The organism is Pseudomonas sp. UBA6562 (genome assembly GCF_002434265.1).
GTDB lineage: Bacteria > Pseudomonadota > Gammaproteobacteria > Pseudomonadales > Pseudomonadaceae > Aquipseudomonas.
The window spans coordinates 156,934-170,145 of record NZ_DJJS01000005.1; the positions used below are offsets into that span (position 1 = coordinate 156,934).

A 13,212-nucleotide genomic window follows, 5' to 3' on the forward strand; every position below is an offset into this window, starting at 1 on the left:
GTATTCGACTTCTAGAGCAGACTTTGCAGCTTGCGATGCAACATCGAAACGTTGCTACCTTTAGCGACAAACCCTGTTTGGGTCTCTGAAAGAAGGGCCAGAACTCTATCAGCTTCGGCTTTGCTTGGGAAGGCCCCAAACACGCAACTTCCAGTACCGGTCAATCGAGCTTCCGTGTATTTACCCAATGAAATCAGCGCATTGCGAACTTCTGGATAACGTTGCTCTACTACCGGTTGGCAGTCATTACGACTGTTTCCCTCGGGAACGGGGCGCATCTTAAGGGGGAGGGAATCACGTGTCAACTGTGGATGCGAAAAAATTTCTGCTGTGCTGACAGACACTTGCGGCACCAGCACCACATACCAGGGTTCGGCCGGATCGACCGGCGTCAGCTGCTCGCCCACACCTTCGGCAAAGGCGGCGTGCCCGCGTACGAATACCGGCACGTCGGCGCCCAGGCCAAGGCCCAGGTCGGCCAGTTGGTCATGGTTCCAGCCCAGTTGCCACAGATGGTTCAACCCCTGCAGCGTGGTCGCGGCGTCGGAACTGCCGCCGCCGATGCCGCCGCCCATGGGCAGCACCTTGTCGAGCCGGATGTCGGCGCCCAGGGTGCAACCGGCGCGCTGCTGCAACTGCCGTGCGGCGCGCACGATCAGGTTGCTGTCGTGGGGGACTGCGGCGAGGCTGTCGTGCAAGCGGATCTGGCCGTCCTCGCGCAACGTGAAACGCAACGTGTCGCCATGGTCCAGAAACTGGAACACGGTTTCCAGCAGGTGGTAGCCGTCGTCACGCCGCCCGAGGATGTGCAGGAACAGGTTGAGCTTGGCCGGCGCGGGCAGGGTCAGCATGGCTCAGTGGCCCAGCTGGCGGGGCTGCCAGTCCTTGACCACCAGGGTCACGTCGAGCTTCTCGCCATGCAGCTTGATGCGCTCGGGCAGCCAGTAGCCGTTCTGCTCGGTGTAGCTCAGGTATTCCACCTGCCAGCCGTCCTGGGCCAGGCGCGCCAGGCGGCTGTCGCCGTCGAGGGTGAGCTGGCTCTTGCTGTCCGGTGCCGGCAGGCCGCGGACCCACCACACCAGGTGCGAGACCGGCAGGCGCCAGCCCAGTTGCTCTTCCAGCAACGCTTCTGGGGTGGGTGCCTCGTAACGACCCTGGTTGGCCACTTCCAGCGCCACGGCGCCAGGGCGGCCGGTGAGTCTAGCCGCGCCGCGGCCGAGCGGGCCGGACAGGCGGATGTCGTAGTAGTCCTGGCGCTGCAGCCAGAACAGCGTGCCGCTGCCCGAATCCTGCGGCGCGCGGATGCCGACCTTGCCGTTGATCTGCCAGCCGTCGAGCTCGCTCAGGTGGGCTTTGTGCTGGCGCCATTGTTGCGCGTCGCCCTGGCCCTGCACGGCCTCCTTGGAACCGAAGCCGGCGCAGCCGGCGAGCAGGGCGATCAGGCTGAAGGTGATGCAGTGGCGCAAAAACATGTCTTAAAGAGCCTCGGATCCCGTCAGGCGCCGGATGGTCTGGCGCAGGACGGTGCTGTCGGATGAGTTTTCCAGGCCTTGGTTCCAGACCTGGCGTGCCTCGCGGCGCTTGCCATTGGCCCAGAGCACTTCGCCCAGGTGAGCGGCGACTTCGGGGTCGGACAAACGCTCGTACGCCTTGCGCAGCGCGCGCTCGGCGTCGTCGAGGTTGCCCATGCGGTAATTGACCCAGCCCAGGCTGTCGAGCACGGCCGGGTCTTCGGGGGTGATGCTCAAGGCCTTTTCGATCAGGCGCTTGGCTTCGTCGAAGCGGGTGGTGCGGTCGGCCAGGGTGTAACCCAGTGCGTTCAGCGCCATGGCGTTTTCCGGCTCGCGGGCGAGGATGGCGCGCAGGTCTTTTTCCATTTGCGCCAGGTCGTTGCGCTTTTCCGCGAGCATGGCCCGGCTGTACAACAGGTTGAGGTCGTCGGGGTAGCGCTGGATGGCCTGGTGCAGCACCTGGTCGGCCTGGGCGGTCTTGTCGTTGTTGCTGTAGGCCTCGGACTCGATCAGGTACAGCTGGATGGCGGAGTCCGGCTGCGCTTCGCGGGCTTCGGCGAGCAGGCGCGAGGCCTCACGGGCGCGACCGTTGGCGACCAGGATGTCGGCCTGGCGCAGTTGCGCGGCCAGGTAGTCCGGGCCGGGCGCCACCAGCGCGTACTCGCGCAGCGCGGCTTGCGGGTCGTTGCGCTGTTCGCGGATGCGCCCCAGGTTCAAATGCGCGGCATCGGCGTTGGCGTCGCGCTCGACCAGCTCCTGCAAGTAGCCTTCGGCTTCGTCCCAGTCCTGGTTCTCCAGGCTGACCAGCGCCAGCGAATAGCGCAGGTCGTCGTCTTCGGGGTACTGCTGCACGAGGCTGACGAACTCGGCCTTGGCTTCGGGGATGCGGTCGAGTTCGACCAGGGTGCGCGCGTAGTTGAGGCGCAGACGCTTGTCTTCGGGATTGTCGCGGATCGCATTGCGCAACAGCGGCAGCGCTTCGTCGCCGCGATCGAGGGTTTGCAGCAGACGCGCGCGCAGCAGGATCGGGGCGATCTCGCCGTCCTGGGCCGGGTGCGATTCGAGCAGCTCCAGTGCCTCTTCGCTCTTGCCGTCCTGGTTGAGCAGCAGCGCCTTGCCGAAGATCAACTGGCCGTTGGCCGGATGCTTGTTCAGCAGACGGTCGAAGCTTTGCAGCAGACCGTCGCGGGTGCTCTGGTCGGTTTCGGCCGCCGACAGGGCGAGGAAATCGAAGTGGGTGTCGCCCTTGGCCTGCAAGACCTTTTCCATGGACGCCATCGATTCGTCGTAACGGCCGGCGCGCGCCAATTGGATGGCGGCGGCGCGTTGCGCTTCGAGGTTGTCGGGGTCGTTCTTGGCCCAGAGCAGGGCAGTGTCCAGCGCCGGCTCGTCGGCGCCCAGGTATTCGGCGATGCGGTAGGCCCGCTCCGAGACGGCGGAGTCTTGCGTCTTCTCGGCCTGGTCGACGTAGTTGGCCAAGGCGATGTCGAAGCGGTTGCGCTGCCCGGCGAGTTCGGCCACCAACAGGCTGTAGAGCGTATCGGGCTTGAACGAGCCGTACACCACCGGTTCGGCCGGTGCCTCTTCGGTCGCCTCGTCAGCCGGCGCCTGGGGCGCGCTCTGGTGGGGTGCCAGGTTCTGGCAGCCCTGGAGCAGGGCGAGGGCAAGCAGCAATGCGTAGCGTCTGTTCATAAGGGGCTTAAGAGGGCTAACCGGCGGTCTGGGGATGATGACACAAGCGCCGGGGCAAACCCACCGACGATGGTCTCGGTTTATAGGGACAATAGCGAACGGTGGTTGTTCTGAATCCTGCGAAGTAGGACAATTATCGGCTTCTCGTCACAATCAGCGACCTCGCATGGCCTTTCTTGCACTCGGGATCAATCACAAGACTGCCTCGGTCGACGTACGCGAGCGCGTAGCGTTCACCCCCGAGCAGTTGGTCGATGCCCTGCAGCAGCTCTGTCGCCTGACCGCCAGCCGCGAGGCGGCGATCCTCTCGACCTGCAACCGCAGCGAACTCTACATAGAACAGGACGCCCTGGCGGCCGACAGCGTGCTGCAATGGCTGGCCGACTACCACCGCCTGAGCCTCGACGAGCTGCGCGCCTGCGCCTATGTCCATGAAGAGCACGACGCGGTCAAGCACATGATGCGCGTGGCCTCCGGGCTCGACTCGCTGGTGCTGGGCGAGCCGCAGATACTCGGTCAGATGAAGTCCGCCTACGCCGTGGCGCGCGAGGCCGGCACCGTCGGGCCGTTGCTCGGGCGGCTGTTCCAGGCCACCTTCAGCGCCGCCAAGCAGGTGCGTACCGACACGGCCATCGGCGAAAACCCGGTGTCGGTGGCCTTCGCCGCCGTGAGCCTGGCGCGGCAGATCTTCAGCGACCTGGGCCGCAGCCAGGCGCTGTTGATCGGCGCCGGCGAAACCATCACCCTGGTCGCCCGCCACTTGCACGAGCAGGGCGTGCGGCGCATCGTGGTCGCCAACCGCACCCTGGAGCGCGCGAGCCTCCTGGCCGAGCAGTTCGGCGCCCATGCCGTATTGCTGGCCGATATCCCGCAGGAACTGGCCAACAGCGACATCGTCATCAGCTCCACCGCCAGCCAGTTGCCGATCCTGGGCAAGGGCGCAGTGGAAAGCGCACTGAAGCTGCGCCGGCACAAGCCGATCTTCATGGTCGACATCGCCGTGCCGCGCGACATCGAGCAGGAAGTCGGCGAGCTGGACGACGTCTACCTCTACACCGTCGACGACCTGCACGACGTGGTCGCGGAAAACCTCAAGAGCCGCCAGGGCGCGGCCCAGGCCGCCGAAGAGCTGGTGGCGGTCGGTGCCGAAGATTTCATGGGCCGCTTGCGCGAGCTGGCGGCGGTCGACGTGCTGCGCGCCTACCGGCAGCAGAGCGAGCGCCTGCGCGACGAAGAATTGCAGAAGGCCCAGCGCCTGCTGGCCAATGGCGGCAACCCGGAAGAGGTGCTGGCCCAGTTGGCCCGCGGCTTGACCAACAAACTCCTGCACGCGCCCAGCGTGCAACTGAAAAAGCTCTCTGCCGAAGGCCGCGTCGATGCGCTGGCCATGGCCCAGGAACTCTTCGCCCTCAATGAGGGCTCGACGGACAAACCCCCGCAATGAAAGCGTCGCTGCTCAATAAACTGGACACGCTCCAGGACCGCTTCGAAGAACTCACCGCCTTGCTGGGCGATGGCGAAGTCATCGCCGACCAGACGCGCTTTCGCACCTATTCGCGCGAATATGCCGAAGTCGAGCCGGTGCATGCCGCCTATCAGGCCTGGCGCAAGGTGCAGGACGATCTCGAAGGCGCCCAGGCCCTGCTCAAGGACAGCGACCCCGACCTGCGCGAAATGGCCGTCGAGGAAGTGCGCGATGCCCGCGAGCGGCTGACCGAGCTGGAGTCGCAGTTGCAGCGCATGCTGCTGCCCAAGGACCCCAACGACAACCGCAACGTGTTCCTGGAAATCCGTGCCGGCACCGGCGGCGACGAGGCGGCGATCTTCTCCGGCGACCTGTTCCGCATGTACTCGCGCTATGCCGAGAAGCGCGGCTGGCGCCTTGAGGTGCTGTCCGAGAACGAAGGCGAGCACGGCGGCTACAAGGAAATCATCGCCCGGGTCGAAGGCGACGGCGTGTACGCCAAACTCAAATTCGAATCCGGCGCCCACCGCGTGCAGCGCGTGCCGGAAACCGAGAGCCAGGGGCGCATCCACACCTCGGCCTGCACCGTAGCCGTGCTGCCCGAGCCCGACGAGCAGGCGGCGATCGAGATCAACCCGGCCGACCTGCGGGTCGACACCTACCGCGCCTCGGGCGCGGGCGGCCAGCACATCAACAAGACCGACTCGGCGATCCGCATCACCCACTTGCCCACTGGCATCGTGGTCGAGTGCCAGGAAGAACGTTCCCAGCACAAGAACCGGGCGCGGGCCATGTCCTGGCTGTCGGCCAAACTCAACGACATCCAGACCAGCGCGGCGCAGAACGCCATCGCCAGCGAACGCAAGCTGCTGGTGGGCTCGGGCGACCGCTCCGAGCGCATCCGCACCTACAACTACCCGCAAGGGCGGGTGACCGACCACCGCATCAACCTCACCCTGTACTCGCTGGACGAGATCCTCACCGGCGGCGTGGATGCAGTGATCGAACCGTTGCTCAGCGAATACCAGGCCGACCAGCTGGCCGCCTTGGGGGACTGATGACCATCATCGCCAGCCTGCTGCGCAACGCGCAGTTGTCCGAATCGCCCACTGCGCAACTGGACGCCGAGCTGCTACTCGCCGCCGCCCTGGGGCGAACCCGCAGCTACCTGCGCACCTGGCCCGAGCGCATCGTCGAGCGTGACGCGGCGCAGCGCTTCGAAAGCTATCTGCAGCGCCGTCGCGAGGGCGAGCCGGTGGCGTACATCCTTGGCCAGCAAGGGTTCTGGACCCTGGACCTGGAAGTCGCCCCCGACACCCTGATTCCCCGCCCCGAAACCGAGCTGCTGGTGGAAACGGCACTGGCCGTATTGCCGGGCGGCCCTGCGCAGGTGCTGGACCTGGGCACCGGCACCGGTGCCATCGCTCTGGCCCTGGCCAGCGAGCGTCCGGTCTGGCAACTGACCGCAGTGGACCGCATTGAGGCCGCCGTGGCCCTGGCCGAGCGCAACCGCCAGCGCCTGGGGCTGGGCAACGTGCGGGTGCAACTGAGCCACTGGTTCGAGCAACTGGCCGGGCAGCGCTTCGCCATGATCCTCAGCAATCCGCCCTACATTCGCGAGCAGGACCCACATCTGGTGCGTGGCGACGTGCGTTTCGAGCCCAGCAGCGCCCTGGTGGCCGGCCACGACGGCCTGAGCGACCTGCGCCAGATCATCGAGCAGGCCCCGCAGCACCTGCTGCCTGGCGGCTGGTTGCTGCTCGAGCATGGCTACGACCAGGCCGAGGCGGTCTGCGCACTGTTTGCCGAGCACGGCTTCGTCGACGTCGAAAACCGTATCGACCTGGGTGGACAGCCGCGGATCTCCCTGGGGCGCCTGCCATGTTGAGCGACGAGGAGCTGCTGCGTTACAGCCGCCAGGTACTGCTGTCGCAGGTCGACATCGCCGGCCAGTTGCGCCTCAAGCAGGGCAGGGTGCTACTGGTCGGGTTGGGCGGGTTGGGTTCGCCGGCCGCCTTGTACCTGGCGGCGGCAGGCGTCGGCGAGCTGCACCTGGCCGACTTCGACACCGTCGACCTCACCAACCTGCAACGCCAGGTGCTGCACGACAGCGACAGCGTCGGCCTGAGCAAGGTCGACTCGGCCTCGGCGCGGTTGCAGGCGCTCAATCCGCATGTGCGTCTGGTCGCCCATCGCCAGGCGTTGGACAGCGACAGCCTGGCTGCCGCCGTCGCCGGCGTGGATGTGGTACTCGATTGCTCCGACAACTTCACCACTCGCGAGGCGGTCAACGCGGCTTGCGTCGCAGCCGGCAGACCACTGGTCAGCGGCGCGGCGATTCGTCTGGAAGGGCAGTTATCGGTTTTCGACACCCGGCGCCCCGAAAGCCCCTGCTACCACTGCCTGTACGGGCATGGCAGCGAGGCGGAGCTGACGTGCAGCGAAGCGGGCGTGCTGGGGCCGCTGGTGGGGCTGGTGGGCAGCCTGCAAGCCCTGGAGACGTTGAAGCTGCTGGCCGGCTTCGGCGAGCCGCTGATCGGCCGACTGTTGTTGATCGACGGCTTGGGCACACGCCTACGCGAACTCCGGGTCAAGCGTGACCCCGCCTGTGCGGTGTGTGCCGAGCGCCATGGCTGAGCGCGCCGCGCCGGTGGGCGTGATGGATTCGGGGGTCGGCGGGCTGTCGGTGTTGCGCGAGATTCAGCACTTGTTGCCGCAAGAATCGCTGCTCTACGTCGCCGACTGTGGGCATGTGCCTTACGGCGAAAAATCAGCCGATTACATTCGCGAGCGCTGCCGGCACATTGCTGGCTTCTTTCGCGAACAGGGCGCCAAGGCCATGGTTCTGGCTTGCAACACCGCAACCGTGGCGGCGGTCGCCGACCTGCGCGGCCTTTACCCGGATTGGCCGCTGGTCGGCATGGAGCCGGCGGTCAAGCCGGCGGCAGCGGCCACACGCTCGGGCGTGGTCGGCGTGTTGGCGACCACCGGTACGTTGCAAAGCGCCAAGTTTGCCGCCTTGCTCGACCGCTTCGCCGGCGACGTGCGGGTCGTCACGCAACCTTGTCCGGGGTTGGTGGAATGCATCGAGTCGGGTGACCTGCACAGCCCGCATTTGTGCCAGCTGTTGACAGGTTTCGTCGAGCCGCTTCTGGCTGCCGGGTGCGACACCTTGATCCTCGGCTGTACCCACTATCCTTTCCTACGTCCGCTGTTGGCCACCCTGGTGCCGAGCGAGATCGCCATCATCGATACGGGCGCGGCCGTCGCACGGCAACTGCAGCGCCTGTTGCGCGAGCGCGAGCTATTGGCCAGCGGGCCAGCCCGGGAAACCGCTTTCTGGACCAGCGCCGAGCCTCAGGTGTTCGGCGCTATCCTTCCGTTGCTTTGGGATGGTGCTGGCTGTGTGCAACGTTTCGCACTGTAAGAAACATTGCTTGCTGTGGCCCTAGAACGACTTCAAGGGCCACAGCGTTCGCAACCCAAGGGCTTCAAAAACGATCTCTTCTTCACGGTCGGGCAGCCTTGCCAGGATCTCGGCCGCAGCGCTCTGGGCCGTCCAGTGCTCTGGAATTTTGGGTACGGAATGCTTTGAGGGCGGCGCATAGGGCGTGATGACGGTCAGATCGATACCTGATGCCTTGAGCTGGGCGCGTTTTGTCCGCAAGCGCTCTGGCAGACTGGTCGCGGCGCTTGCGGGAAAACTGGGATCGGACAGTTTCGCAGCGGTGTAGAGGTTGAGGATCACCGCGACGTGCGGGCGCCGAGCTTCGATCAAAAGCGGTAGCGCAGCGTCCAGATAGCGCTCCACAGCCTCGGTATTGGTTTTGATCAGCGCCTGCAGGAGCTGACTCTCGGTAATGTCGGCAGGCAAATAGTCACAGGTGCCGGCGTTGATGATCAGCGTATCCAGAGCGCCCCACTCGAGCTTCAAGCGATCGGCTTGTTGCTGGGTACTGCCGTCGAGTGCCGATAGATGCCTGCCATGGCGCCTGGCCATGGCATGGAATTGCAGATTGTTGCGTCCACTGGCCGCAACGCGCACACGTTGCTCGACCAGTTGTTCGATCAGGGCCGCGCCCAGCCCATTAGTGCTGGCCGTGACCCAAAAACTCTGTGAATCGTCCACGTTCCTGCCCCCTTTGTACTGTCAACGGGGGAGGCTTTTGAACGCCTCCAGCGCGCGTTGACGACTGCTGTCGAGACTGACTATAGGCTTTGTATACGTGTTTGTAGCAAGTCGTGTCTTCGATTTTGCGGGGAAGTGAACGCTTTTTTTGTCCAGTTGGTCGAGCTCGGGCAGCCAGTGGACGATGAAGCGCCCGTCCGGATCGAACCGCTGGGACTGCGTGACCGGGTTGAAAATACGGAAATACGGCACCGAATCCGTACCCGTGGAGGCACTCCATTGCCAACCCCCGTTGTTCGCCGCCAGGTCGCCGTCGATCAGGTGGCGCATGAAGTGGCGCTCGCCTTCGCGCCAGTCGATCAACAGGTTCTTGCTCAGGAACATGGCCGTCACCATGCGCAGGCGATTGTGCATCCAACCCGTTTCGAGCAGTTGGCGCATGGCGGCATCGATCAAAGGAAAGCCGGTACGCCCTTCCTGCCAGGCGCGTAATTCCTCCGGCGCCTTGCGCCAGGGCAGCGCTTCGGTGTGCGAGCGGAACGCGCGGTGCATCGACACCTGTGGATAACCCACCAGAATGTGCTTGTAGAATTCGCGCCAGATCAACTCGCCGATCCAGGTCTGCACGCCGCGGTTGCCGCTGTCCAGCTCACCCTGGTTGCACGCCAGCGCAGCGTGCAGGCATTGGCGCGGTGAAATCACGCCAGCCGCCAGGTAGGCCGATAGCTGGCTGGTGCCGGGACGGGCGGGTAGGTCGCGGGCGACATCGTAGTCTTCGATGGCTTCGTCGACGAAGCGCTGCAGTCGCGCTTGGGCCTCGGCTTCGCCGGCTGGCCATTGCTTGCGCAGGTTGTCGCTCGGCTGATCGAACCCCTCTACCTGGCGTGGGATGGAATCGCTGTGGATCGACAGCGGCGCTTGCGCCTTGATCGAGCCGGCGCTGTCGGGGGCGCCGACATGCAGACGCTCCATGCACACCTTCTTGAACTGCCCGAACACCTGGAAGTAGCCGCCGCTACGGGTCAGGACGCTGCCGGGTTTGAACAGCAACTGGTCGAGATAGCCGTGTGCGCCAATGCCCTGGGCCTCCAGGGCTTGGCGCACTTCGTCGTCACGGCGTTGCTCGTTGACGCCGTATTCGTCGTTCCAATGGACCGCTTCGATCTTGTGCTGCTGGCAAAGATGCAGCACGGCCTTGGGTACCTGTGCCCAGGTGTCGCAAGTGCGTATCAGCAGCGGGATGCGCAAACCATCCAGTTGCTTGCGTAATTCACGCAAGTTGCGCAACCAGAAATCGACCTTGCAGGGTGCTTCGTCATGCTGCTGCCATTGCTTGGGGCTGACGATCCACAGGGCCAGCGTAGGGCCTCGTTCGCAGGCGGCTGCCAGCGCGGTATTGTCGGTGACGCGCAGATCGCTGCGCAGCCAGATCAACTGCATGAAGACTCTCCAACGGCCCGGATAAGGTAATGCGCCTCACTCACTGGGCGCGCAGACGCTGGAACTCGCGTAGCGCGTGTGGTGGGCTGTCGAACAGGTGCAGGTTGGCAAGCGCCAATGCCCGCAATTCGGCTTCGTGAATGCTGGCCGCCAGCCCGCCGAGCAACACCGGCTGGGTCGTCTCTTGCAAGGCTTTGAGCAGTACGGCGCGTTCGAGTTGGGCGCCGACGCACAGCACTACCGTGCTCGGATTCAACTGCACGATGGCATTGCGCAGCTGCCCCAGACCGATGGGTTGCTCCAGCACCACGACAGGCTGCCCGGTGCTGCTGAACAGCCAGGCGCACAGCCACACATCGGCGCTGAAGGTGCTTTCATCCTCCTGCACGATCAGCGCGGGCGGGCCGTCGAGGAGTTGGTTGTCGTGGTAGACCCGCGCGCCCAGCTTGCTGCGCAGCCAAGTGTGGAAGAAGGCTTGCTCCAGGCGCGCATTGAATCCGCTGCGCCAGCGCTCTGCCAACTGTGCCATCAGCGGCAACAGCAGGTGTTCGCACAGCGTTACCGAGGGGTAGAGCGCCATGACCTGGTTGAAATGGTGGTCGAGGCTACGTGAAGACAGATGGGTGATGGCGTCGGCCAACTGCTGGCAGCGGACCTGCCAATCGCCTTGCGGGGCGACGCTGGGTTGGCGATCCAGCAGCTCGCGCACTTGGCCGACCGACGCGCCGCGCGCCAGCCAGTGCAGGATGTCTTGCACGCGTTGGACCTGGTCAGGACCATAGAGCCGGTGGCCCTTCGGGGTGCGGTGTGGCACCAGCAAGCCATGGCGGCGTTCCCACGCCCGCAGGGTGACCGGATTGACCCCGGTCAGACGTGCCACATCGCGTATGGGCATCAGGTGTTCAGAGTGCATTGCGCAGCCCAAGCTTGGCCGGGTGCGGGTGCAGGTAGGCCTGCTGCATCAGGTAGGGGTCGGGATGGTTGCGCAGGTGGTGCTTGAACAGCGTCAGTGGCACCACCAGCGGCACGCTGCCATTGTGGTACTGCTCGATCAGTTGCTGCAGCTCCTGGCGGTCGTCGCTGTCGAGCGCATCGCGCAGGTAGCCGGTCATGTGCTGCAACACGTTGCAATGCGTGCCGCGGTTGGCGCAACGGCGCAGGGCCTGCATGAGGCGGCTGAAATAGCGTGCGCCTACTTCGTTGGGGTCGTCGTCACGCTTGAGCGTGCCGAGCAGCCGCCCGATGTCGCGGTAGGCCTGTGGGTTGTTGGCCATCAGCAGGTACTTGTAACGCGAGTGGAAGGCGATGATGCCGCCACGGGTCAAGCCTTGGGCCAACAGAGCTTGCCAATCGATGTAGGCGTACACGCGGCTGATGAAGTTCTCGCGCAGCACCGGATCGTGCAAGCGGCCTTCCTCTTCCACGGGCAGATCGGGGCGCTGCGCAGTGAAGGCTTCGGCGAAGGCTCCACGGCCTCCTTTGAGCGCCGGACGTCCGCCGCTCTGGTAGACCTTGACCCGCTCCAGCCCGCAGGATGGCGATTTTTGCATGAACACATAGCCACAGAGGTCGTCGAGGTGCTTGGCCATGTAGTTGCCGTATTCGCGCAAGGGCGCGGAGAAATCCTGGCTGGCGTCACGGGTGCCGACCACTTGCGGATGGTCCGGATCGCCGATCAGGCGGATGGGCTCACGCGGGATGCCCAGGCCGATGGCCACTTCCGGGCAGACCGGCACCCAGTCGAACTGCTCGTCGAACAGCTTGTTGCACAACGAAGACGCTTTGTGGCCGCCGTTGTAGCGCACGTTGTCGCCGACCAGGCACGCGCTGATGCCGATGCGGAACTTGCCAGTTGGAGAAGTCCCCCTCATTACTGCCTCCGGATTCTTGTACAAGGTAGAAAACTTATACAAGTAATACCCATGATCGCCAGCAGTCGTTCAATAAAAAGGCTTTCCGCCGATCAGTCCAAGTGTTCCAGCAGCCTACGTGCCGCTTCCTGGCCGCTCAGCCAGGCACCCTCCACACGTCCTGACAAACACCAGTCGCCGCAGGCATACAGGCCTTGGTCGGGATCGCCCAACGCCCCCCACTCGTGATTGCCGGCAGGGCGCGCGTACAACCAGCGGTGCGCCAGCGCGAAGCTAGGCACCGGTACCACGCAGCCGACCAGCTCGGCGAACGCGCCGCTGAGCTGCTCGATCGCCTGGTCTTTGCTCAGGTCGATGTGCTGCTTGCTCCAGTGCGCACTGGCATGCAGCACCCACGTGTCCGGTTGGCCGTCGCGGCCGGGCTTGCTGGGGTTGCGCGCCAGCCAATCGATCGGGTTGTCCTGCACGAAACAGCCTTGCATGGGCGTTGCCAAAGGTTCGGCGAAGCCCACGGCAACGGCCCAGGTCGGCTCCATCTGCACACCGGCAGCGATGCCTGCGAGCTTGGGCACGGCGGCCAGCAGCGGCATGGCCTGAGGTGCGGGCACGGCGATCACCACACGTTCGTAAGGGCCGTGGGTGACGCCTTGGGCGTCCTGTAGGTGCCAATAGTCGACGCCTCGAAACACTTCGGTGATGCGGCACTCGAACGTCACCGTCATGCCGTCCAACAGCCCACGGGTGATGGCGCTCATGCGCGGCACACCGACCCAGCGGGTCTGCTCGTCGGGCGAGGGCGTCAGTTGGCCGTCGCGGGCGTTGTACAACTGCGGCTGCCACTGCGCGGCCCAGCCTGCCGCCACCCATTGCCGTACTTGTTCGACGAAGCGTCGGTCGCGCGCGGTGAAGTATTGCGCGCCCAAATCGAGCGAGCCGGCTTCGCTGGCCTTGCTGGCCATGCGTCCGCCGCTGCCGCGACCCTTGTCGAACAGATGCACGGTCTGCCCGGCCGCTTGCAACGCCTGGGCGGCCGACAAGCCGGCGATGCCGGCACCGATGATGGCAATGGGTACAGTCATGATGGCCTCTTGTTGAACCCTGCTT

General features: G+C 65.0%; 13 protein-coding genes. 5 read left to right on the top strand and 8 right to left on the bottom strand.

Features of this window, described 5'->3' with window-relative positions; genetic code table 11:
* Positions 1-11: 11 nt before the first annotated feature.
* The 3 genes from ispE to B4M43_RS07380 are packed head-to-tail and all read right to left on the bottom strand — an operon-like array spanning position 12 to position 3,203.
* Positions 12-851: a 4-(cytidine 5'-diphospho)-2-C-methyl-D-erythritol kinase gene (gene ispE / locus B4M43_RS07370; RefSeq protein WP_296265638.1), complete on the bottom strand. Its 840-nt coding sequence runs from the start codon at positions 849-851 to the stop codon at positions 12-14.
* 3 nt (positions 852-854) lie between these two features.
* The gene (gene lolB, locus B4M43_RS07375) at positions 855-1,472 is read right to left on the bottom strand and encodes a lipoprotein insertase outer membrane protein LolB (RefSeq protein ID WP_296265639.1); all 618 of its coding nucleotides are present in this window, start codon (positions 1,470-1,472) and stop codon (positions 855-857) included.
* Between the two features lie 3 nt (positions 1,473-1,475).
* Positions 1,476-3,203, bottom strand: a complete 1,728-nt coding sequence (locus B4M43_RS07380) for a tetratricopeptide repeat protein (RefSeq protein ID WP_296265640.1) — start codon at positions 3,201-3,203, stop codon at positions 1,476-1,478.
* Between the two features lie 166 nt (positions 3,204-3,369).
* Between B4M43_RS07380 and hemA the strand changes: the two genes are divergently transcribed.
* Genes hemA through murI form a run of 5 tightly spaced genes read left to right on the top strand, consistent with a single transcriptional unit; the run spans position 3,370 to position 8,095 of the window.
* A complete protein-coding gene (hemA, locus tag B4M43_RS07385) occupies positions 3,370-4,647 on the top strand; it encodes a glutamyl-tRNA reductase (protein WP_296265641.1) in 1,278 nt (425 codons plus the stop codon).
* On the top strand, positions 4,644-5,726 hold the full coding sequence (gene prfA, locus B4M43_RS07390) for a peptide chain release factor 1 (protein ID WP_296265643.1): 1,083 nt from the start codon (positions 4,644-4,646) through the stop codon (positions 5,724-5,726). Before hemA ends, prfA begins: the two co-directional genes overlap by 4 nt.
* Positions 5,726-6,556: a peptide chain release factor N(5)-glutamine methyltransferase gene (prmC, locus tag B4M43_RS07395; protein ID WP_296265644.1), complete on the top strand. Its 831-nt coding sequence runs from the start codon at positions 5,726-5,728 to the stop codon at positions 6,554-6,556. Before prfA ends, prmC begins: the two co-directional genes overlap by 1 nt.
* Positions 6,550-7,305, top strand: a complete 756-nt coding sequence (locus tag B4M43_RS07400) for a molybdopterin-synthase adenylyltransferase MoeB (RefSeq protein WP_296265646.1) — start codon at positions 6,550-6,552, stop codon at positions 7,303-7,305. The genes prmC and B4M43_RS07400 overlap by 7 nt, the downstream gene beginning before the upstream one ends.
* Entirely contained in the window at positions 7,298-8,095 is a 798-nt protein-coding gene (gene murI / locus B4M43_RS07405; protein WP_296265647.1) for a glutamate racemase, read from the top strand. Before B4M43_RS07400 ends, murI begins: the two co-directional genes overlap by 8 nt.
* A 21-nt stretch (positions 8,096-8,116) precedes the next feature.
* On the opposite strand, the gene B4M43_RS07410 is transcribed toward murI, so the two are convergent.
* The 5 genes from B4M43_RS07410 to B4M43_RS07430 form a co-directional block, all read right to left on the bottom strand.
* Complete coding sequence (locus tag B4M43_RS07410) at positions 8,117-8,797, bottom strand: SDR family NAD(P)-dependent oxidoreductase (protein ID WP_296265650.1); 681 nt, start codon at positions 8,795-8,797, stop codon at positions 8,117-8,119.
* 21 nt (positions 8,798-8,818) lie between these two features.
* Complete coding sequence (gene phrB / locus B4M43_RS07415) at positions 8,819-10,237, bottom strand: deoxyribodipyrimidine photo-lyase (protein ID WP_296265652.1); 1,419 nt, start codon at positions 10,235-10,237, stop codon at positions 8,819-8,821.
* 40 nt (positions 10,238-10,277) lie between these two features.
* Entirely contained in the window at positions 10,278-11,150 is an 873-nt protein-coding gene (locus B4M43_RS07420; protein ID WP_296265654.1) for a MerR family transcriptional regulator, read from the bottom strand.
* Positions 11,140-12,108, bottom strand: a complete 969-nt coding sequence (locus B4M43_RS07425) for a YbgA family protein (RefSeq protein ID WP_296265656.1) — start codon at positions 12,106-12,108, stop codon at positions 11,140-11,142. The genes B4M43_RS07420 and B4M43_RS07425 overlap by 11 nt, the downstream gene beginning before the upstream one ends.
* Before the next feature lie 92 nt (positions 12,109-12,200).
* Complete coding sequence (locus tag B4M43_RS07430; RefSeq protein WP_296265658.1) at positions 12,201-13,187, bottom strand: NAD(P)/FAD-dependent oxidoreductase; 987 nt, start codon at positions 13,185-13,187, stop codon at positions 12,201-12,203.
* Positions 13,188-13,212 lie beyond the last annotated feature (25 nt).